This is a genomic window from Dechloromonas sp. ZY10 (assembly GCF_041378895.1).
Classification (GTDB): Bacteria; Pseudomonadota; Gammaproteobacteria; order Burkholderiales; family Rhodocyclaceae; genus Azonexus; species Azonexus aquae.
Map to the genome: position 1 here is coordinate 1,070,445 of NZ_CP144212.1, position 19,235 is coordinate 1,089,679.

At 60.8% G+C, this 19,235-nt stretch carries 16 protein-coding genes; 2 read left to right on the forward strand and 14 right to left on the reverse strand.

Annotation, left to right across the window (positions count from 1 at the left end; translation table 11 throughout):
* The first annotated feature begins 29 nt into the window (after positions 1-29).
* Positions 30-1,052, forward strand: coding sequence for a tetratricopeptide repeat protein (locus VX159_RS04850; RefSeq protein ID WP_371324859.1), 1,023 nt, complete (start codon positions 30-32; stop codon positions 1,050-1,052).
* A 73-nt stretch (positions 1,053-1,125) separates the two neighbouring features.
* Here the strand turns inward: VX159_RS04850 and recQ are convergent, their stop codons facing one another.
* From recQ to VX159_RS04880, 6 genes are all read right to left on the reverse strand, one after another.
* On the reverse strand, positions 1,126-2,967 hold the full coding sequence (gene recQ / locus VX159_RS04855; protein WP_371324860.1) for a DNA helicase RecQ: 1,842 nt from the start codon (positions 2,965-2,967) through the stop codon (positions 1,126-1,128).
* Between the two features lie 63 nt (positions 2,968-3,030).
* Positions 3,031-3,759, reverse strand: coding sequence for a UDP-2,3-diacylglucosamine diphosphatase (locus tag VX159_RS04860; protein ID WP_371324861.1), 729 nt, complete (start codon positions 3,757-3,759; stop codon positions 3,031-3,033).
* On the reverse strand, positions 3,756-4,253 hold the full coding sequence (locus tag VX159_RS04865) for a peptidylprolyl isomerase (protein WP_371324862.1): 498 nt from the start codon (positions 4,251-4,253) through the stop codon (positions 3,756-3,758). Before VX159_RS04865 ends, VX159_RS04860 begins: the two co-directional genes overlap by 4 nt.
* 12 nt (positions 4,254-4,265) lie before the next feature.
* Positions 4,266-4,883 carry a peptidylprolyl isomerase gene (locus VX159_RS04870; protein ID WP_371324863.1) on the reverse strand — a complete coding sequence of 206 codons (618 nt, stop codon included), beginning with the start codon at positions 4,881-4,883 and terminating at the stop codon, positions 4,266-4,268.
* Positions 4,853-6,244 (reverse strand): L,D-transpeptidase family protein, encoded by a 1,392-nt coding sequence (locus tag VX159_RS04875; RefSeq protein ID WP_371324864.1) that lies wholly within the window; start codon positions 6,242-6,244, stop codon positions 4,853-4,855. Before VX159_RS04875 ends, VX159_RS04870 begins: the two co-directional genes overlap by 31 nt.
* The gene (locus VX159_RS04880) at positions 6,214-7,374 is read right to left on the reverse strand and encodes a tetratricopeptide repeat protein (RefSeq protein ID WP_371324865.1); all 1,161 of its coding nucleotides are present in this window, start codon (positions 7,372-7,374) and stop codon (positions 6,214-6,216) included. The genes VX159_RS04875 and VX159_RS04880 overlap by 31 nt, the downstream gene beginning before the upstream one ends.
* Before the next feature lie 117 nt (positions 7,375-7,491).
* On the opposite strand from VX159_RS04880, the gene cysS reads away from it, so the two are divergent.
* A complete protein-coding gene (gene cysS / locus VX159_RS04885; RefSeq protein WP_371324866.1) occupies positions 7,492-8,865 on the forward strand; it encodes a cysteine--tRNA ligase in 1,374 nt (457 codons plus the stop codon).
* 140 nt (positions 8,866-9,005) lie between these two features.
* On the opposite strand, the gene VX159_RS04890 is transcribed toward cysS, so the two are convergent.
* The 8 genes from VX159_RS04890 to hrcA form a co-directional block, all read right to left on the reverse strand.
* Positions 9,006-10,109 (reverse strand): ABC transporter substrate-binding protein, encoded by a 1,104-nt coding sequence (locus VX159_RS04890; RefSeq protein ID WP_371324867.1) that lies wholly within the window; start codon positions 10,107-10,109, stop codon positions 9,006-9,008.
* A 203-nt stretch (positions 10,110-10,312) separates the two neighbouring features.
* Entirely contained in the window at positions 10,313-11,446 is a 1,134-nt protein-coding gene (dnaJ, locus tag VX159_RS04895) for a molecular chaperone DnaJ (RefSeq protein WP_371324868.1), read from the reverse strand.
* Between the two features lie 143 nt (positions 11,447-11,589).
* Positions 11,590-13,533 carry a molecular chaperone DnaK gene (gene dnaK, locus VX159_RS04900; protein WP_371324869.1) on the reverse strand — a complete coding sequence of 648 codons (1,944 nt, stop codon included), beginning with the start codon at positions 13,531-13,533 and terminating at the stop codon, positions 11,590-11,592.
* A 117-nt stretch (positions 13,534-13,650) separates the two neighbouring features.
* The gene (gene grpE / locus VX159_RS04905; RefSeq protein ID WP_371324870.1) at positions 13,651-14,205 is read right to left on the reverse strand and encodes a nucleotide exchange factor GrpE; all 555 of its coding nucleotides are present in this window, start codon (positions 14,203-14,205) and stop codon (positions 13,651-13,653) included.
* Between the two features lie 124 nt (positions 14,206-14,329).
* Positions 14,330-15,949, reverse strand: coding sequence for a methyl-accepting chemotaxis protein (locus VX159_RS04910; protein ID WP_371324871.1), 1,620 nt, complete (start codon positions 15,947-15,949; stop codon positions 14,330-14,332).
* A 25-nt stretch (positions 15,950-15,974) separates the two neighbouring features.
* A complete protein-coding gene (locus tag VX159_RS04915; RefSeq protein ID WP_371324872.1) occupies positions 15,975-17,030 on the reverse strand; it encodes a VCBS repeat-containing protein in 1,056 nt (351 codons plus the stop codon).
* A gap of 67 nt (positions 17,031-17,097) precedes the next feature.
* A complete protein-coding gene (hemH, locus tag VX159_RS04920) occupies positions 17,098-18,201 on the reverse strand; it encodes a ferrochelatase (RefSeq protein WP_371324873.1) in 1,104 nt (367 codons plus the stop codon).
* A complete protein-coding gene (hrcA, locus tag VX159_RS04925; RefSeq protein WP_371324874.1) occupies positions 18,201-19,229 on the reverse strand; it encodes a heat-inducible transcriptional repressor HrcA in 1,029 nt (342 codons plus the stop codon). The genes hemH and hrcA overlap by 1 nt, the downstream gene beginning before the upstream one ends.
* Positions 19,230-19,235 lie beyond the last annotated feature (6 nt).

Here is a 19,235-nt window from a genome sequence, read left to right on the forward strand (position 1 = left end):
GGGGGAATTGCGTGAGCCTGATCAATCGAATGTTGCAAGACCTGGATCAGCGTCAGGGCGCAGCCGGCACGCCGGCGGCCTTACCGGCCGGTGTCCGGGTGGCTGCGGCCGGACCGGCAGCCGGGCCGCGGTTGCGCCCCCAGGTTGCGCTGCTCGGCCTGCTAGGCTTGGGGTTGGCGGCTGGTTTCCATTTTTGGGACGGTCCCTTGCCCTTTTTGCCGAAACCCGAAATAGCGGTTGCCGTGCCGGTCTCCATGGATGCACTGTCGGTACCGGCAGCGGTACAAACGGTACCGGTGGCACCGACTGTCGAGGCCCCAGCCGAACCGGCAGATAATCCGGCTCCCGAGGTGGCGGCAGCACCGGCTGAGTCGCCTGTGCCACGCCCGCGCAAGCCGGCAGGCGAAGCCGGCGCCCGGCTGAATCCGACGCGTGACGTGGCAGCCAAGGCGGTGGCTGCGCCGGTGGAGAAAAATGTGGCGCGTAGCGATCGGCAGAATGTCGCTGATTTTCACTACCGCCAATCGCTCGATGCTTACGCCCTCGGGCGAACGACGGAAAGCCTGGCGCAAGCCCGGGAGGCCTTGCGCCTTGATCCCGAGCATCTCGATGCCCGCCAATTGCTGCTTCGCCAACTGGTCGAGCAGCGTGACATGGACAGCGCACGGAGTACGGTGCGCGAAGGTTTGCAGCGACATCCGGAACAGATCGCCTGGATCAAGCTGGCCTTGCGGCTGGAACTGGAAAAAGGCGATCTGAATGCTGCGCGCACCTTGGTTGATCAGGCTCCGCCGGCAGCGTTGGCTCAGGCCGATTTCCAGGCGCTGGCCGGAATGCTGGCACAACGCCAGGGGCGGCAAGGCGATGCCGCCGACCACTTCCGCACTGCCCTCGGGCGTAATCCTGCCGATGGCCGTTCGTGGATCGGCCTGGGGCTGGCTCTCGAAGCGCAGGGGCATGAGCCGGAAGCACGCGAGTCCTTCCGCCGTGCTTTGGCGAGCGAAGGCCTGCCGGCTGAGCTGCAGGCGCTGGCCCAGAAAAAGACGCGTTGAGCGAATTGGTTGCATTTTCACGGTCGACCGTGAAAGTGCGCAAAAAACCACCTGTTGCTCCGGATCAGCGGGCTTAATGCGGGCTGTTACGGATCAGGTTCAGTAATTCTTCGCCGTAATGTTCGATCTTGGCGCTGCCCATGCCGCTGACCGTGGTGAGCAGGCCGCGACTGGTCGGGCGAACCTCAGCCAGTTCGCGCAGGGTCTTGTCGTGCAGGATGACGTAGGCCGGTACGCCTTGTTCGCGCGCGGTGTCGCTGCGCCAGCGCCGCAATTCCTGAAATAGCGCTTCGTCTTCCGGGTTCAGGTTGCTGGCGGCAGCGCTACTGCTGCTGCGCCCACTGCTGACCGTCTTACGGCTGACCCGGCGCAGTTCGACCCGGCGTTCGCCCTTGAGCACCGCACGCGCGGCGTCGGTCAGTTGCAGTGCGCCGTGTTCGGCCAGGTCGATGTGGATCAGGCCAGCGGCAGCCAGCTGGCGGAAAACGCTCTTCCAGCTGCGTTCGTCGAGATCGGCGCCGACCCCGAAGGTTGGCAGTTGATCGTGACCCCACTGCTTGATCTTGTCGTTGAGCTTGCCGCGCAGCACGTCGATCAAATGGCTGGCGCCAAAGCGCATGCCGGTGCGGAAGACCGCCGACAGCGCCTTCTGGGCGGCTTGCGTGCCATCCCACAGTTCCGGCGGCTCCTGGCAGATGTCGCAGTTGCCGCAGGCCGCGCGTTCCTCGCCAAAGTAGTTGAGCAGTACCTGGCGGCGGCAGCGCGGGGCTTCGCAATAGGCCAGCAAGGCGCTCAGGCGCTGGGCTTCGAGAATCTTCTGGCCTTCGCCGGCGCTGCTTTCAGCAATCCGCGCGTGTTGCAGGGCCACGTCCTGCATGCCGTAGGCCATCCAGGCTTCGGCGGCTTCGCCGTCGCGGCCGGCGCGGCCGGTTTCCTGGTAGTAGGCTTCGATGCTCTTGGGCAGGTCGAGGTGGGCGACGAAGCGTACATCCGGCTTGTCGATGCCCATCCCGAAGGCGATCGTCGCGCACATGATCAGGCCTTCTTCGCGCAGGAAGCGGCGCTGGTTGCTGGCGCGTTCTTCGGCAGGCAGGCCTGCATGGTAGGGCAGGGCCGGGTAGCCTTCGGCGGAGAGCCAGGCGGCGGTTTCCTCGACCTTCTTGCGCGACAGGCAGTAGACGATCCCGGCCTGGCCTCTGCGCCCATCGAGGAAAGCGAGCAACTGCTTTTTGGCATTGTCCTTTTCGACCACGGTGTAGCGGATATTGGGTCGGTCGAAGCTGGAGAGGAAAACCCGGGCGTCGGTCAGGCCCAGACGCTGCAGCATTTCCTGGCGGGTGGCCTGGTCGGCGGTGGCGGTCAGTGCGATCCGGGGCACGCGCGGGTAGCGCTCGTGCAGGGTCGATAGCTGCAGGTATTCCGGACGGAAGTCGTGGCCCCATTGCGAGACGCAGTGGGCTTCATCGATGGCGAACAGCGCCAGCTTGCCGGCCTCGTCCAGCGCATCGAGCATCGCCAGCGTGCGGTCGAGCAGCAGGCGCTCCGGGGCAATGTAGACCAGGTCGAGGTCGCCGCTGAAGACGGCTTGCTCGATCGCCTGCGCAGCGCGCCAGTCGAGGGTCGAGTTGAGGCAGGCGGCGCGCACGCCAAGCTGGGTCAGCGCATCGACCTGGTCCTGCATCAGCGCGATCAGCGGCGAAACGACCACCGCGCAGCCGGGGCGGAGCAGGGCCGGAATCTGGTAGCACAGGCTCTTGCCGCCGCCGGTCGGCATCAGCACCAGCGCATCACCACCGGTAGCGACGTGGTCGATGATTTCGGCCTGGGCACCCCGGAAGGCGGGATAGCCGAAGACCTCGCGCAGGACATCGAGCGCGCTGCGGGGTAGGGGCTGGGAAGAAACGCGGTTATTCACGGTCGACCGTGGAAAAGGCTGGTTTTTGCTGCCTTGCCGCGACCCGGGCGCTGCGGCTCGGCATCAGGCAGTCGGCCAGCGGTGGCGGGTGAGTGCCTCGCCGTCCCAGGCGAGGTAGTCGCCGTGGGTTTCGTGCCAATCGCCGAGAACCCAGCGCTCGACGTGGATGCCATCGACGATGTGATCGTGGGTCGCCGGCTGGTGCGTGTGGCCGTGGATGAAGGTGGCGTAGCCGTGGTCGCGCAGGAAATCGTCAGTTGCCGCAGCCTGCAGGTCGCTGTAGGGCGAGTCCTTGGTCTGTTGGCTGGCGATGCTCTGGGCGCGCATCTGCGCGGCCAGTTGGCGTCGCTGCTCGCGTGGGCGGGCGAGGAAAGCCTGTTGCCAGGCCGGGTCACGCAATTGGCTGCGCACCTGCTGATAAGCAAGGTCGTCAAGGCAGAGCGCATCGCCGTGGGCGAGCACGAACTGCCACTCGGGCGTAGACAGGATGTAGGGTTCGCGCAGCAGCTGGCAGCCACAGGCCTGTGCAAATTCCTCGCCCAGCAGGAAGTCGCGATTGCCGTGCAGTACGCCGATGCGGACGCCGGCCTCGCTGGTCGCACGCAAGCCGGCGACAATGCGGGCGTTGTCCGGGTCGCTGAGGTCGTCGTCGCCGATCCAGGCTTCAAACAGATCGCCGAGCAGATACAGCTCGCGGGCCTGGCGCACCGGGCCGGCGAGAAAATCGAGAAACAGACCGGTCACCCCGGGCGATTGGGGTGACAGGTGCAGATCGGAAGCAAAAAGGATCAAACGATTTCTGCTTTTTCGATGATCACGTCTTCGACCGGAACGTCCTGATGGAAGCCCTTGTTGCCGGTACGCACGGCACGGATGGCATCGACCACTTCCAGGCCTTCGACCACTTCGCCGAACACGCAGTAGCCCCAGCCCTGGCCCATCGGTGCCTTGAAGTCGAGGAAGTCGTTGTCGACGGTGTTGATGAAGAACTGGGCGGTGGCCGAGTGCGGGTCGTTGGTGCGGGCCATGGCGATGCTGCCGCGCTTGTTCTTGAGGCCGTTGGCGGCTTCGTTCTCGATCGGGGCCTGGGTCGGCTTCTGCTCCATGCCGACAGCAAAACCGCCGCCCTGGATCATGAAGTTCTTGATCACGCGGTGAAAAACAGTGCCGTTGTAGTGGCCGGCTTCGACATAGGCCAGGAAGTTGGCAACCGTCTTCGGAGCCTTCTCGGCATCCAGCTTGAGGGTAATAGCGCCGTGGTTGGTGGTCAGCTTGACTTGCGACATGATGGGGAGTCCTTATTTTTCGGAAATGATTTTGACGTTCTGGATAATGATCGGAGTCACCGGAACGTTTTCGTAATAGCCCTGGTTGCCGGTCGGCACCTTGGCAATCTTGTCAACGATGTCCATCCCCTGCGTGACCTTGCCGAAAACGGCATAGCCCCAGGCGCGCCCATCGGTCGGAGCGCGGTGGTTGAGGAATTCGTTGTTTTTCAGGTTGATGAAGAATTGCACCCGCGCCGAGTGGGGGTCGGCAGTACGGGCCATGGCAATCGTGCCGCGCTCGTTGCCGAGGCCGTTGCCGGCTTCGTTCTGCAATGCCGGGGTGCGGGCCTTCTTTTCTTCCATCGACTGGTTGAAACCGCCACCTTGAATCATGAAGCCGTCGATCACGCGGTGAAAGATCGTGCCTTCGTAAAAGCCATGCTTGGCGTTGTAAAGAAACATTTCGACCGTGCGCGGGGCCTTCTCGGGGTACAACTCAAGCGTGACCTTGCCCTGTGAGGTGGTCATTTCGACAGTCGGCACGGCCAGGGCCAGTGCGGAACACAGCAGACCGGCGAGCAGACTGCCGCTGCGGGCAATAAACGATGTGTGGCGCATCAGGCGCTCCCTTCGTAGATGATTTTCCATTTGCCATCTTCCTTCTGCCAGTACTGCCGCTTCTTCATCCGGTTGTCCAGATTGTTGCTGCGGTAGTCCTGCTCAAAGGTGACGACAACCACTTCTTCCTTGCCCGGGTTGCGGAAAACGGAGAGGTTGTCGAGCTTGACCTTGATCCATTCCTTGCCGGCGCCGACCTGTCGCTTCTGGGTGGCAAACTGGTCGAAATCCTGCTTGTCTCCTGAACGGAAGCGCTTCGAGTAATGCTTGAGGTAGCGTTCGACATCGCGACTTTCCCAGTCGCTGCGCCAGGCTTCGATGCTGCGGTTGAGTTCGCCGCGTTCCTTGTTCCAGTCGTCGAGCGACAGCCATTCAATCGAATTGCTGATGATCACCGGGGTGACGCCGACCTGCAGGTTTTTGGCTACGGCATCCAGGTCCTGATTGGCGAGTACCACACAGCCATCGGAGGCACGCGGTGGCCGGGCATAGGTGTCGGAGGGGGTGCCGTGTAGCCAGATGCCGCTGCCGCCCCGGCCCTGGCGCTTGTCCAGTTCGTTCGGGTAATTGAGCGGAAAGGCACCGCTACCGTAGAGGTCAGCAAGCTTCTGGCGCGGCAGGTTGGCGGTGATGTGATAAACGCCGATCGGGGTCTTTTTGTCACCCTCGATCAGCTTGTCGGTGCCCAGCTTGCCATGGGTGACATAGTAGTCGGCGACAAAGCGTGGACGACCGCCGTTCTGGGTATCGTTCTCGTAGAGGTACAGTCGCGAACGCTTGGTGTCCACCACGATGGCGTGCTTCTGGTCCGGTTGCATCTGCAGCAGATAACGCGGAACGGCATCACCCGGGGGTTTTTCACGGTAGGCGTTGAGGCGCGCCAAGGCTTCCGCGCGGAGGTCGGCAACCTTGTCCGCCGGGGCATTGTTCAGCGCGCCAAAGCTTTGGATCGGGCGGCTGCGGGCCAGCAGCAAATCGCCACGGATCAGGTGTGCTAGGCGGTAGTTCGGATACTGCTTGAGCAAATTTTCGGTCAAAGCCAAGGCTTCGTTCAGCCGGTTGGCCTCAATCTCACGAAAAATCCGGGTCAGGCGGGCTTCCGGTGCCGAGTCTGAAACGGTCGCTGGCAATCCGCGCCCAGCCACGCTTGTGGTGGCAGCAAGGGCGGTGACAGAGGCAGTTGCAGCAGCTGCTTTGGGCAGCGGGCGGGAGGTGCTGGGCGTATTCGCCGCAGCGCCCTTCTTGCTGGCGACCACTCGGGTGGTCGGCCCCTTGTCCTTCTCCTTGTGTTCCTGGACCTTGGCTTGTGCCGCGAGCGGCAGGCTGACGCAGAGCGCCAGCATCGTCAGCTTGCCTTGCATCAACGGGATTTTTCTTCCTTGATCAGCCATTTTCCGCCGCTACGGACGAAGATCATGACCTTGCTAGCCGAGGTGGAAATGCCGGGGGCCTTGTAATGCTGGCGCAGTTTGACAGTGGCCTGGTTGCCTTCAATGGTGATCTTCGGCGTATCGTAGCTGACCGAGATCTTGCCTCCCTTACCGGCGATCCGCTGCTCGCGTTCCTCTTCCCAGGCTTTGCGCGACATCCCTTTGGGGGTTTCGAAGTCGCTCGCGTAAGCGGCAAAGTAGGCCTTCATTTCCTTGCGCATCCAGGCGCCAGACCAGGCGGCCAGGGCCTTGTTGATGTCCTCGATTGCCGGGTCCGGCTTGCTGCCAGCGCTCTCGGCTGAGGGTTTGGCTGTCGTGCCGGTCGCGGTGGCCGGTGCCACGGCAGGCGTTGCCGGAGTCAGGCTGGGCTTGGCTGCAACGACCGGCGGTGGCGGTGGTGGAAGCGTGGCGGCGGGTGCCGGTGGGCTTGCGACGGCAGGCTTGGCGGCTGGCGTAGCGGAGGCTGTGCTGGCAGCCGGTGCGCTGCTGGGGGCAGCACTGGGTTTGACATTGCCGCGCCCGGAGGTGGTGATCAGGTCGCGGATCAGCGCCAGTTTGTTCTGCGTTGCAGAATTTGCACTGTCAAGTTGCAGGGCCTTGTCATAGGCTTGGCTGGCCAGCTTGGCGTAAATGTCACCCAGATTTTCGTAGGCAATCGCGTACGACGGATGGGTGCGGATCGCCATTTCGAGTGCGGAGCGGGCCTTGTCGTACTGCTTCTGCTGGGCGTGGAGCACGGCCAGATTATTGTAGGGTTCCGGTAGTTCGGGGTAGTCCTCGGTCAGCTTGGTGAATACTGCAATCGCATCGCCGGCACGATTCATTTCCGTGTAAATCAGACCCTTGAGGAAGCGGCCTTGTGCATCTTTCGGGCGGCTGGCCAGATAGGCGTCGACTTTCTCCAGGGCTTGAGGGTACTGTCCCTGTTTGATCAGGCGCTGCACATCGGGGAGATTGTCGGCGAAGACGGGCGCAGTCATGCCAATCAGCAAGCCGGCAGCGGCGACGCGCAGCGTGCGCAACGACAGGAGGCGAGAGCTGCGACCGGAGTCGGAGCCGGGCTTGAGCGGGAATTTCGAGGTCGGCGGCATGCTATAATCGGCAGGTTTCACAATCTTCCGATTCTATCAAAAACGCCGCTAAATCCATAGGTTCAGGCAGGCTTCGTTGCCTCCTGTGCCCGGAACTTTACGGCGGGAACCACCGGCATGCTCAAGATTTTCAATTCCCTGAAGCGCGAAAAAGAGGCGTTTACTCCCATCGAACCGGGCAAGGTCCGGATGTACGTCTGCGGCATGACAGTCTACGACTATTGCCATCTTGGGCATGCGCGGGTGATGGTGGTGTTCGATATGGTCTACCGCTGGCTCAAGGCCTCCGGTTATGACGTGACCTATGTCCGCAACATTACCGATATCGACGACAAGATCATCAAGCGGGCCAACGAAAACGGCGAAACCATTCAGCAATTGACGAATCGTTTCATCGCCTGCATGCACGAGGATGCAGATGCCCTGGGTGTGCTGCGTCCCGATCACGAGCCGCGCGCTACTGAGTATGTGCCGCAGATGCAGGAAATCATTCAGCGCCTGGAGGCTAACGGCCTGGCCTACCAGGCCGCCGATGGCGACGTGAATTACGCGGTGCGCAAGTTTCCCGGTTACGGCAAGCTGTCCGGCAAATCGCTGGACGACTTGCGTGCCGGCGAGCGGGTCGAGGTCGACTCGGCCAAGCAGGATCCGCTCGATTTTGTGCTGTGGAAGCATGCCAAGCCAGGCGAGCCGGCCTGGCCGTCGCGTTGGGGCGATGGGCGTCCGGGCTGGCATATTGAATGCTCGGCGATGAGTTCGAGCATTCTTGGTCAGCATTTCGACATTCACGGCGGCGGCCAGGATTTGCAGTTTCCGCACCACGAGAACGAAATCGCCCAGTCCGAAGGCGCCAATTGCTGCACCTACGTCAATTATTGGATGCATAACGGCTTTGTCCGGGTGGACAACGAAAAAATGTCGAAGTCGCTCGGCAATTTCTTCACCATCCGCGAAGTACTGCAGCAGTACGATGCCGAAGTGGTACGTTTCTTCATCCTGCGGGCCCATTACCGCAGTCCGCTCAACTATTCCGACGCGCATCTCGACGATGCTCGGCGCAGTCTCGATACGCTGTACTTCACGTTGCGTGACGTGCCGCCGGTGGCACAGGAGATCGACTGGGACCAACCCTATGCGGCCCGCTTTGCCGCCGCCTTGAACGAGGATTTCGATTCTCACGGCGCGGTGGCGGTGCTCTACGAACTGGCAGCCGAGGCCAATCGCCAGAAAAGCGGCGAGCTTTCAGGGTTGCTGAAGGCCTTGGCGGGCTTGATTGGTCTGCTTGAGCGCGATCCGCTGGCTTACTTGCGCGGCGCGGTGGGCGCTGCCGGCGGGCCGGATGAGGCCGAAATCGATCAACTGGTAGCCGACCGGGTTGCTGCCAAAAAGGCGCGCAACTTCGCCGAGGCTGACCGGATTCGCGATCAGCTCAAGTCGCTGGGGATTGTCCTCGACGACACCGCGCAGGGAACCAGCTGGCGGCGCGCTTGAGTTATTGGCGGGTTCTCTGTCGCAAAACAACAACGGCCCTGAATCAGGGCCGTTGTTGTTTGTTCGCTGAAAAATGCCGATTTGTGGTGTTGACCGTGACCATCCCGCAAAAATGCGAGGTAACGTCGGGCGTGCTGTGGTCAGCGCAAGATTTTCCCGTCGGGGCCGACCACGGTCAGTTCGACGAAGCGCGAACCGGTTCGGTGTTTGCTGCCGTAATCGATACGGTAGCCACCGAGGTCAAAGTGGTTGAGGCTTTCCAGCGCGGTAATCAGCTTTTCCCGCGTCAGTTCCTTGCCGGCCCGCTTCAGGCCTTCCTGTAGCGTGCGGGTCATCAGATAAGCTTCCAGGCCATGGTAGGAGGCTTTGTCATCGCCGACGAGGCGGCGGTAGTCGCGTACGATCGGCAGCGTGTCGTTCCACAGATGCGGTACGACCTGCGCGATGACTACGCCGCGGGCATCCTTGCCCAGGTCGCCAATGAATTGTTCGGTGCCAATCGGCGAAAGGGTCACGAACATTGGGTATTGCCCGGTTTTTTTCATTGCCTGGATAAAACTGACGGCCGGTTTGTGTAGCGCAACCAGGATCACAGCCTGGACGGATTCGCCGGCAATTTTGCTGACGGCAGCACTCAGATCCGGGTTCTGGCGGTCAATGGCTGCTGCTACCGTCAATTCCAACTGGTGTTGTTTGAGTGCCTGAGTGGCGCCGTCGAGTCCGGAACGGCCAAAATTGTCGTTGTGATAGAGCACGCCGATCCGTTTGAGGCCCAGTGAGACCAGTTGCCGGACGATGGCGCTGGTTTCATCGGCATAGCTGGCGCGGGTATTGAACAGATAGCGGGCATTGGGGTTGATGGTGAAGGCTTCGCGGAGCGGGTCGGCGCCGGAGATGGTGCCCACCAGCGGTACGCGGGCCGGACCGAAAGCCTGATTCATGGCATCGATGGTGGGGTTCGAGCCGTAGTAGCCGATCAGAGCAAAAACCTTTTGGTCATCGATCAGTCGGCGGGTATTGCTGACGGTACGACTGCTGTCATAAGCGTCATCGAGTGCCAGCAGTTGCAGCTTGCGGCCGTTGATGCCGCCTGCCTGGTTGATCTGTTCGAAGCCCGCTTGTATGGCATATTGCATCTGCTTCCCGTAGCCGGCAATCGGGCCGGAAAAGGGGGCTGACATCCCGATCAGGATGTTTTTGTCGTCGATGCCCGGTTCGCCATGCGCCAGCAGTGAAAACATCATGGAGCCTGCGACCGCCAGCCATTTCAGAATGTCCATGAGCCTAGTGAGGGTGACGGGATAGTGCCTGCATTCTAACAGCCGCCAGAGAGAATCGTGCCACTACCTCTTACTTTGGTTATAGGTGCTGCGGTTGCTGGAAAACTGGCAGCAAGAAAAAAGCCCGCCATGATCGGCGGGCTGGCAGGACGGCGGCAGGATTCGCGTCAGTCGCCGAAAAATTCCTTAACCTTGTCCATCCAGGACTTGGCGCGCGGATTGTGGGTGGTTTCGCTTTGCTCGCTGCTTTCGGCCAGTTCGCGCAGCAATTCCTTTTGCCGTTCGGTCAGGTTGACCGGGGTTTCGACGACGACGTGACACATCAGGTCGCCGTGCGTATGGCTGCGAACCCCCTTGATGCCTTTGCCACGCAATCGGAAAACGCGGCCGGTCTGGGTTTCCGGCGGAATCTTGATGCTGGCGGCGCCATCCAGAGTCGGGATCTCGATTTCCCCACCGAGGGCGGCAGTAGTGAAGGAGATCGGCATCTCGCAATGCAGGTCGTTGTGGTCGCGCTGGAAGACCGGGTGCGCCTTGAGGTGAATCTGGACGTACAGGTCGCCCGCCGGGCCGCCGTTGACGCCGTGTTCGCCCTCTCCGGCCAGACGGATGCGATCACCTTCATCGACCCCCGCCGGAATCTTGACGGCCAGCGTCTTGTGTTGCTTGACTCGACCGGTGCCACCGCAACTGCCGCAAGGATCGGGGATGTAGCGGCCGGTGCCATGACATTTCGGGCAGGTTTGCTGGATCGAGAAGAAGCCTTGTTGCAGGCGAACCTGGCCGGCGCCGTGGCAGGTGGGGCAAGTCTTGGCCTGGGTGCCTGGCTTGGCACCGGAGCCCTCGCACTTGTCGCAAGCCTCCATGGTCGGGATGCGAATCTTGGTTTCTGTCCCGTGGGCGGCTTGTTCCAGCGTGATTTCGAGGTTGTAGCGCAGGTCGGCGCCGCGATAGACGTTGGAGCGTCCGCCGCCACCACCACCGGCTCGTCCGCCGAAAATTTCGTCGAAGATGCCGCCGAAGGCATCGGCAAAGCCGCCGCCGCCAAAGCCGCCGCCGCCCATGCCGGCTTGCGGGTCTACCCCGGCATGACCGTACTGGTCGTAAGCCGCCCGCTTCTGTCCGTCGGAAAGGATTTCGTAGGCTTCCTTGGCTTCCTTGAACTTTTCTTCAGCCGACGGATTGTCCGGGTTGCGGTCCGGATGGTATTTCATGGCCAGCTTGCGGTAGGCCTTCTTGATCTCGTCGTCCGAAGCGTCGCGGTTGACGCCAAGGATTTCGTAAAAATCGCGTTTACTCATTTTTTAGGATCGAGGAATTAGTGGTTAGGATCGAGTGATCGGCAGGGTTATCAAGGGTCAGGAGGACTAAAACCGGGCCGGGGATTTTTCCCTGAACCCGGTTGCTCGCAGCTAAAAGCTCGATCCTCGATCCTGACGGATCCTTACTTCTTGTCCTTGTTCACTTCCGTGAATTCGGCATCAACCACGTCGCCTTCGACCGTCTTTTCCTTGGCCTGCTGTTGCTGGCCGCCTGCGGCACCGGCGGCAGCACCGGCTTCGGCCTGCTGCTGGGCATACATCTTTTCACCCAGCTTCTGGGCGGCAGTGGACAGGGCTTCGGTCTTGGCGGTGATGACGTCCTTGTCGCCGTCGCGCAGCACGTCCTCGACGTCCTTGATCGCGGCTTCGATGGCTTCCTTCTCGGCAGCTTCGAGCTTGTCGCCGTATTCGGTCAGCGACTTCTTGACCATATGCACCATGCCGTCGGCCTGGTTGCGGGCGTCAGCCAGCTCATGCGCCTTCTTGTCTTCCTCGGCGTGCAGCTCGGCGTCCTTGACCATGCGTTGAATTTCTTCTTCGCTCAGGCCGGAGTTGGCCTTGATGGTGATCTTGTTTTCCTTGCCGGTGGCCTTGTCCTTGGCGGTGACGTGCATGATGCCGTTGGCGTCAATGTCGAAGATGACTTCGATCTGCGGCGTGCCACGCGGAGCCGGCGGGATGCCTTCGAGGTTGAACTGGCCGAGGCTCTTGTTGCCAGCAGCGACTTCACGCTCGCCCTGCAGGACGTGGATGGTCACCGCGGCCTGATTGTCGTCGGCGGTCGAGAAGACTTGCGAGGCCTTGGTCGGGATCGTGGTGTTCTTCTGGATCAGCTTGGTCATGATGCCACCCAGGGTTTCGATACCCAGCGACAGCGGGGTCACGTCGAGCAGCAGCACGTCCTTGACTTCACCCTGCAGCACGCCGCCCTGGATGGCAGCGCCGACGGCGACAGCTTCATCCGGGTTGACGTCCTTGCGCGGCTCCTTGCCGAACACTTCCTTGACCTTTTCCTGCACCTTCGGCATGCGCGACTGGCCGCCGACCAGGATCACGTCGTCGATGTCGCCGATCTTGCAGCCGGCGTCCTTCAGGGCGGTCAGGCAGGGAGCAACGGTGCGCTCGATCAACTCGTCGACCAGGGACTCGAACTTGGCGCGGGTGATCTTCAGTGCCAGGTGCTTGGGGCCGGAGGCGTCGGCGGTGATGTAGGGCAGGTTGATTTCGGTCTGCTGGCTGGAGGACAGCTCGATCTTGGCCTTTTCGGCCGCTTCCTTCAGGCGTTGCAGGGCCAGCACGTCCTTCTTCAGGTCGGCACCGGATTCTTTCTTGAATTCGTCGATGATGTAGTCGATCAGGCGCTGGTCGAAGTCTTCGCCGCCGAGGAAGGTGTCGCCGTTGGTGGCCAGCACTTCGAACTGCTTTTCGCCATCGACGTCGGCGATTTCGATGATGGAGATGTCGAAGGTGCCGCCACCGAGGTCATAGACGGCAATTTTCTTGTCCTTGCCGGCCACCTTGTCCATGCCGAAAGCGAGGGCTGCAGCGGTCGGTTCGTTGATGATGCGCTTGACTTCCAGACCGGCGATGCGGCCGGCGTCCTTGGTGGCCTGGCGCTGGCTGTCGTTGAAGTAGGCCGGCACGGTGATGACCGCTTCGGTGACTTCCTCGCCGAGGTAGTCTTCGGCGGTCTTCTTCATCTTGCGCAGCACCTCGGCGGAAACCTGCGGCGGGGCGATTTTCTTGTCGCGCGCTTCAACCCAGGCGTCGCCGTTGTCGGCCTTGACGATCTTGAAGGGCATCAGGGAGATGTCCTTCTGCACTTCCTTCTCTTCGAAGCGGCGGCCGATCAGGCGCTTGACCGCGTACAGCGTGTTCTTCGGGTTGGTCACGGCCTGGCGCTTGGCCGGGGCACCGCAGAGGATTTCGCCGTCTTCGGTGTAGCCGATGATCGACGGGGTGGTACGCGCGCCTTCGGCGTTCTCGATGACTTTCGGCTGGCCGCCTTCCATGATGGCGACGCAGCTGTTGGTGGTGCCGAGGTCAATACCAATGATCTTGCCCATGTTCTGTTCCTTGCTAGGTGAATTGCTGATGTTCGTGAATTGGGGGCTGGCTTTCAGATTTCAAGCGCCCATTTCAGGCAATTTTCACGGTCGACCGTAAAAATTGCCGTTTTTGTCTTACTTGCCCTTGGCCACCATGACCAAGGCCGGGCGCAGGGTGCGTTCGGCAATGGTGTACCCCTTTTGCAGGACGGTGACCACGGTGTTGGCCTCCTGCTCGGAGTCGACCATCCCGATGGCCTGGTGCTTGTGCGGATCGAATTTCTCGCCGACCGGGTTGACCTCGTTCAGGGCGTTCTTTTCGAAGGCGGAGACCAACTGCTTCAGCGTCAGCTCAACCCCTGACTTGAAGCTTTCGACGGTTTGTTCCTGTACGGCCAGTGCTGCTTCGAGGCTGTCCTTGACCGCCAGCAATTCACCGGCAAACTTTTCGACGGCAAACTTGTGGGCCTTGGCAATATCCTCCTGTGCGCGACGGCGGATGTTTTCCCCTTCGGCTTTGGCGCGCAGCCAGGCGTCGTAGTGCTCGGCCGCCTTCAGTTCGAGGGCTTGCAGTTGTTCCTGCATGCTGGGCAGGGTGTCGATGTGGGCGCCGTTCTCGGCAACCTCGGCGGCAGTGGCTTCGCCGGTGTTTTCGGGCAGGGCTTCCTGCGGGGTCTGTTGCTCGGACATCGGGTTTCTCCAATAAAACTTTTCCCCATCTGGGGGCATTCAGCCAGCTTTCAAGTCTGGCAGGAAAAAATAATCCGCAATAAAAAAGGGCGCCCCTCGGACGCCCTGGATGGCTTGCCGGCGTTCAGACCCGGAAGCGCCCGACCAGATTGCCTAGTCCGTCCGCCAGATTTTTCAGGTCGTGTGCGGCCTCAGCCGTTTGTTCGACCGACTGGTTGTTGTCCCGAGCCATGGCAGCAATCGACTCGATACTGGATTCGACATCGCTGGCCACCCGACGCTGTTGTTCGGTGGCTGCGGCAATGGCGTCAAGGCCACGGCCAACTTCCAGCACCGAACCGTTGGTCGCCTGCAGAACGTCGGCGACACTGGCAACGGCTGTCTGACTGCTTTCCAGGTGCTCAAGGCCAGCATCGATGCTGCGCCGGACCGACACCGACTGGGCATTCAGGCTGGAAGTGATGGCGTCGATTTCACTGGCTGAACGCGATGATTTTTCGGCCAGCTTGCGGACTTCGTCGGCAACTACAGCAAAACCTCTTCCCTGCTCGCCGGCCCGAGCCGCTTCGATTGCCGCGTTGAGCGCGAGCAGATTGGTTTGCTCTGCAATATCCTTGACCTCACGGGTCATCTGGGTGATTGCGTCGGTGTTGCGGACAAAATTGTTGACCGATTCGGCCATCTCGGTGACCGCTTGAGCTACGACATTCATTTCCTGGCGCAGGGTTTCCAGATTACGGCCGCCTTCCTTGGCTCTTTCCAGGCTTTCCTGCGATTGGTGCTGGACGTGCTCGGCACTCTGGGCGATCGAGGCGATGCTGGTTACCAGTTGCTCGACGGCAGCAGCGGCGCCAATCGACTTTTCATTCTGCAGGTGCGAGCTGTTGGAAACCGCATCGGCGCTGTCAGAGAGCGAAGCAACTCGCGAAGAAACCTGTTGCGCCGAATCGCGAACCTGGCGTACGAGTTGATTGAAGTTCTCCATCATCTCGTTGAAGACGAAGGCGGACTGGCCGATTTCATCTTTCCCCTTGACTGGCAGTCGCCGGGTCAGATCGCCTTCGCCGCGTGCGATGTCGCGCAGGCCAATGCGCAATTCCTCGAGCGGGGCGGTAACGAAATGCCGGCTTAACCAATAAACGATCAGCAGCAACGCACCCAAGGCACCGAGGGCGGCGCCGGCAATCTTGAGGCGGAAGGAGGCAACTTCAGCTTCCACCGAGTCGAGCGAGACCTTCATGCTGACTACGCCGAGCACGGTGCCCTCAGGGACCTGATGGCACATGATGCAATCCTTGCCCAGATAGTTCTTGGCAGCCTTGGTTGGATTGATCACGCGCAGGAAGGTGCCGCCGCTGTCGCTTTCGACGGACAGGTGCGGTTTGCCGCTGTCCATCACCTGCTTTTCCAGATTGTCGAGCTCGCGCTTGCTTTTACTGTCAGGGCCGAAAAGCTTGCTAACGGCCTCGCCGCGGGCGACATGCAAATCCTTGATGATCGATAGCTGCTTGATCTGATCGAGGAAAACTTCCCGCTGGCCAACCGTACCGGTGATCATCATGCCGGTCAGGCCGGCCATCGTCATTTCGTGGATGCTCTGGGCAAAATCTTGCGCCTGCCTGATCGCCGTCTCCCGGTTGACCTGGGTGGTCCAGAGGATGGCTCCCACCCAGATGATTGCCAGGGTCAGCCAGATGGCTGCGGTAAGACGGACCCATATTTTCAGGTCGGCAAGGCGTGGCATTTTGCTCCCTTTCGGTTCGCCCCGGCTAAGCGGTCAGATCAATTTGCTGGATTGTGCCAGTATTGCCATTTTCCTGCAAAAAAATCCCGGTGCTGCGAACTGCGCCCAGCAGTTGGTTGTTGCGATCCTTGATTTCAAAGGGGCTACTGACCTGGCCGAGGTGGATGGCGCCAACCCCGACTGCGTCCAAAGTCTGGAGTGTTTTCTCTCCGTTTTCGCCCAGGCTCCAGATGCGCAAATGCCCGAAAGCGCTGTCGCCTTCGTCAATCCAGCCATTGCCGTCTTCATCGAGTTTGGCCAGTTCGGCAAAACCGTTGTCGGTTTCGGGTCCGAAGAGCTCTTTGCCGTTATTGACCTTTCCGTCATTGTTTCGGTCAAAGACCAGAAAGCCGCTGCCGGCCGCGACAAAATTGATGTTTTCGCTGTGGCCGTCGGCATTGAGATCGAAGGCAAAGCGCTGGTCGGTCAATTGGGCTGCGTTGCCATTGAAGTTCAGGACCAATGGATCCTTGCGCCGGGGCTCTTGCCCAACCCGCAAGGTCTGGCTGCTTTCCTGATAAAACTCGCGCTGCATCGAGAGTTCAATCTTGAACGATATTTCCTGGCCGTCGGCGGTAAGTACTTTCCCCTCGGCAGCGAATTGTGTCGATTCGACCTCTCGGTAGGTTTCCCGGCGGGTTAGTTCGAAACCGGCCCGGCTACGCTCAAGGCTGGCTTCGATCGAGGCCTGCTGACTACGCGTACTGCTAATTTCGCTCTGCAGTTCGGCGCTGTCGAAAATCTCCACTTCGTGGCCGAGGAAGAATTCGACCACTGAGCGAATCAATTGTGTTTTGGGGTCTTTGGCGACCTTGTCCCGAATTTCGTCATCGATTTCACGTGCCTGTCCGCTGCCATCGGCTGCCGCCAATTCGCGGCCGGCAGATGAAATAAGGACATTGGCAGGAGTCTCGCCGTTGCCTTGGGGAGGTTGGGCAGCGGGACGCAGTCCTCCCCAAGTGCGTAATGTTTCATGCACTTCGCGCTGTTTCCGCGCAGCGTGCGCCGAGTCCATTTGTACATTGCTGGCTGCAATTTTCATCGCCGTTCTCCAAGGCAGGGGATGTCCGGGTTAACGGCGGGTATGGCCGGCAATTAAGTGTGCAGGACTATTTATTTCTCCCCAGTGCACTAGCGCGGCGCGCAGAGTCAGCGAGTGCGGTCTGGTCGGGTTGTGCTTGCTCCAGCCAGCCCGCCAGTGCTTGTACGGTGATCGCATGCAGGGTATCGATCCAGTCCGGGCTTTCGTTGAGCGCGGGAATGTAGTGATAGGCCTTGCCGCCGGCAGCAATGAAATCGTCGCGTCCTTCAAGTGCGATTTCTTCGAGTGTTTCCAGGCAGTCGGCGACAAATCCCGGGCAGATGACATCGACCCGTTCGATTCCTTCTCTGGCCCAGGTTGCAAGGGTCGGTGCGGTGTAGGGTTGCAGCCATTCGGCTTTGCCAAAGCGCGACTGGAAGCAGACTTGGTATTGGCCTTGTTGCAAACCCAGTTGTTCAGCTACCAGTCGCCCGGTTTTCTGGCATTCGCAAAAATAAGGGTCGCCAAGGTCCAGGCTGCGCTTGGGCAAACCATGAAAACTGAGGAGCAATTTGTCGCGTGGGCCGAGTTGACCGTGGTTGTCCCAGTGTGCGCGAATGCTGTTTGCGAGCGCACTAATGTATCCGGGGTGGTCGTGAAAGTGCTTGATGAAACGTAGCTCGGGCTGGTTGCGGGTCTGCAGGAGCCAGCGGGCGGCCTCGTCCACCACGGTGGCGCCGGTGCTGGCGGCATATTGTGGATAGAGCGGCAGCAACAGGATGCGCTCGGCTCCCTGTGCCTTGAGGCGTGAGAGGGTGTCGGGAATGCTCGGGGTGCCGTAACGCATTGCCCATTCGACCCTGACCGGGACGCTCCGCTGGGCGAATGACTTGGCCAGCAGTTGCGCTTGTCGCTCGGTGTGAACGCGTAGCGGCGAACCTTCGTTCATCCAGATGCTGGCGTATTTGGCAGCGGATTTTTTCGGGCGGGTGTTGAGAATGATCCCGTTCAGGATGGGCCACCAGACCAGGCGCGGGATTTCGACGACACGAGGATCGGAAAGAAACTGCTTGAGGTAGCGGCGCAATGATGGTGCATCAGGAGCGTCCGGGGTGCCCAGGTTGACCAGGACAACAGCCGTGTGACCGGCCGTGCCATGCTGGTACGGCGGTTCGGGGAGATAGCGGGGCATCAGGGGGTATCCGGGTGGGAAAGTGCGGAGGAAAGCATGCGGGCGGTGATGTCAACAATCGGAATCACGCGCTCATAGGCCATGCGGGTCGGGCCAATCACGCCAAGTGAGCCGACCACCTGGCCATTGACTGAGTAGGGTGCGGCGATCACGCTGCATTCGTCGAGCGGAGCGATGCCCGATTCGCTGCCAATAAAAATCTGGACGCCGTCGGCACGATGGGAAACATCAAGCAGGCGCATCAGGCTGGAGCGTTGTTCGAACAAGTCGAAGAGCTTGCGCAGGCGTTGCATGTTCGAGGCCAGTTCGTCGACGTCAAGCAGGTTTTTTTCACCGCTGATCACGTAGGGCGAATTATTTTCGGCCAGGGCTGCATCGCCGGCTTCGAGGGCCAGGGTCATCAGTGGTTTGATGTCGTCGCGCAGTTGCTGGATCTCGTGCGACAGGCGGCGACGAATCTGCTCGAAATCCTGGCCGGCAAAATGCTGGTTCAGGTAGTTGGCAGCAGTGGTCAGCTCGCTGGCGCTGTAGCTGCGGTCGGTATGGACGATGCGGTTTTGCACGTCGCCATCGGTGGTGACCAGGATCAGCAGGATACGTTTTTCGGAAAGGCTGAGAAATTCGATTTGCCGGATCAGCGTCTGTGTTCGTCGCGGTGAAACTACCACTCCGGCAAAATGGGTCAGGCTGGAGAGCATCTGCGAGGCATTGGCAATCAACTGGCTGGCTGGCAGCCCGTGCAGGGCTTCCTCCATTTCGCCGAGTTGACGGGCTTCCAGCGGTTGTACGGTGAGCAGGCTGTCGACAAACAGACGATAGCCGCGCGCAGTCGGAATCCGTCCGGCCGAGGTGTGCGGGCTGGCAACAAAGCCAGCATCTTCGAGGTCGGCCATGACGTTGCGGATCGTCGCCGGCGACAGGTCGAGACCGGAAACGCGCGAAAGGACGCGCGAGCCGACCGGTTGGCCCTCGGCGATATAATGTTCGACCAGTGTCTTGAGCAGGCTTCTTGAGCGTTCATCCAGCATGGCGCG

Excerpts from the sequence above, each read along its gene's own strand:
- dnaJ (WP_371324868.1), bottom strand. The coding sequence starts at position 11,446 with ATGAGTAAACGCGATTTTTACGAAATCCTTGGCGTCAACCGCGACGCT.
- VX159_RS04880 (WP_371324865.1), bottom strand. The coding sequence starts at position 7,374 with ATGCCGCCGACCTCGAAATTCCCGCTCAAGCCCGGCTCCGACTCCGGT.
- VX159_RS04890 (WP_371324867.1), bottom strand. The coding sequence starts at position 10,109 with ATGATGTTTTCACTGCTGGCGCATGGCGAACCGGGCATCGACGACAAA.
- VX159_RS04850 (WP_371324859.1), top strand. The coding sequence starts at position 30 with ATGTTGCAAGACCTGGATCAGCGTCAGGGCGCAGCCGGCACGCCGGCG.
- hrcA (WP_371324874.1), bottom strand. The coding sequence starts at position 19,229 with ATGCTGGATGAACGCTCAAGAAGCCTGCTCAAGACACTGGTCGAACAT.
- VX159_RS04875 (WP_371324864.1), bottom strand. The coding sequence starts at position 6,244 with ATGGCTGATCAAGGAAGAAAAATCCCGTTGATGCAAGGCAAGCTGACG.
- VX159_RS04910 (WP_371324871.1), bottom strand. The coding sequence starts at position 15,949 with ATGCCACGCCTTGCCGACCTGAAAATATGGGTCCGTCTTACCGCAGCC.
- dnaK (WP_371324869.1), bottom strand. The coding sequence starts at position 13,533 with ATGGGCAAGATCATTGGTATTGACCTCGGCACCACCAACAGCTGCGTC.
- VX159_RS04915 (WP_371324872.1), bottom strand. The coding sequence starts at position 17,030 with ATGAAAATTGCAGCCAGCAATGTACAAATGGACTCGGCGCACGCTGCG.
- grpE (WP_371324870.1), bottom strand. The coding sequence starts at position 14,205 with ATGTCCGAGCAACAGACCCCGCAGGAAGCCCTGCCCGAAAACACCGGC.
- cysS (WP_371324866.1), top strand. The coding sequence starts at position 7,492 with ATGCTCAAGATTTTCAATTCCCTGAAGCGCGAAAAAGAGGCGTTTACT.
- VX159_RS04870 (WP_371324863.1), bottom strand. The coding sequence starts at position 4,883 with ATGGAAAATCATCTACGAAGGGAGCGCCTGATGCGCCACACATCGTTT.
- hemH (WP_371324873.1), bottom strand. The coding sequence starts at position 18,201 with ATGCCCCGCTATCTCCCCGAACCGCCGTACCAGCATGGCACGGCCGGT.
- VX159_RS04865 (WP_371324862.1), bottom strand. The coding sequence starts at position 4,253 with ATGTCGCAAGTCAAGCTGACCACCAACCACGGCGCTATTACCCTCAAG.